The 1,215-nt window shown below is 64.0% G+C and carries 1 protein-coding gene; it reads left to right on the top strand.

The genetic code is table 11. From position 1 onward, the window contains the following. On the top strand, nt 1-425 hold a 425-nt coding region (locus tag GJV82_RS20355), incomplete at its 5' end, for a hypothetical protein (protein WP_225873506.1). Between the last annotated feature and the right edge of the window lie 790 nt (nt 426-1,215).

Below are 1,215 nucleotides of genomic sequence, written 5' to 3'. Positions count from 1 at the left end.
GGAGGCCCCGGATGCGGGCTGACAACACCCACCACCTACGCGCCGCAGCCCAGCGCCGAGCCCGCGACACCCGTGCCCGCGCCGACGAAGCCCTCCGAGTGCTGCAGGCCAGCGATCGGCCCCCGAACGTCTCTCTCCTCGCCCGCACTGCCCAGGTCACTCGATCCTGGGTCTACACCCAACCCGACCTGCTGGACGCGATCCACGCGGCCCGTGACGGAAGGGCCCGACCACGCATGGGTACCACCATCACCCCAGCCACGGCCGAGTCCATGCGTCGCCGACTCGAACTCGCCCACGTCCGGATCACCGAGCTGACACGACAGAACCGCGACCTGCGCCTCCAGATCGCGAGCTTGCACGGTGAACTTCGCGCCGCACAGTGCACCGCCTCACGTGTCGGTGACCTCACCCCCGGGGGGTGAGGCGCATGCTCTGGACCATCACCACGGGAGTCAGCTCCGGCGAGGCCCGTAGACAGAGGCTGATCGAATGACGGTCCCCGTCGTAGACCTAGGATGTGTATGACGACAGTCCGTCCATCCGTCTGCCCGTCCGCGCGAGGGGAGCGTTCTTGAACGAGATAAGCGCGAGGATGTCGATCGCCATTGTGCTCACATTGGTGTCGCTCGCATCCCTGGTTGCCCTACTATTCCCAACATACGCGGCACTTCGGGCGGGAGACGGTGTTGAAGGCGCGTGCCTCGACCGACATTCACAAAGCACTGCCGGGGCAATACAGGACCTGCCGATCAGAGCCGAAGTGAGTTGGCGTGACGCGACGTTGCGTTGTGAATGGCCGGGTGTCGAGGGTGACGTGAGCCAGATCTTTGTTCTCGCGGCACCTGCGCGGCAGGTTACGCTAGCGTGCCTGTCGGTTGCGGCAATTGGCGGTGCGGTGGTCGTCGCATTATATGCAGGCAAGAAGATGCGGCCTGTCGCCGGATCGGCGACAGGCCGCAATTGCTCTTCAGTCGTCGACTAGAGCTGCACGCACCCAGTCGAGATTCCTTCCTTCCACTCAACAACTGTGCTGGGTTGTGTTGTAAAGGTGCACGTAGGCACCCGAATGTTCCGGTGCGCCCCGACGATCGGCATCGATTGAGACCCTGGGCCAGGGAACGGCCGGTTCACGTTGATGCCCATGCAATCGCTCTGCGCGATCATTCCGAGGTCATTGAGCCTTTCCCAGTAGGGGTGTCGGTGTGAGTGGGT

Origin of the sequence: Cellulosimicrobium composti (assembly GCF_009711085.1) — a bacterium.
In the GTDB taxonomy this organism is placed as follows: Bacteria; Actinomycetota; Actinomycetes; order Actinomycetales; family Cellulomonadaceae; genus Cellulosimicrobium; species Cellulosimicrobium composti.
Note: the sequence above shows the minus strand (reverse complement) of the source record. Positions and strands in the feature narration are given on the sequence as shown.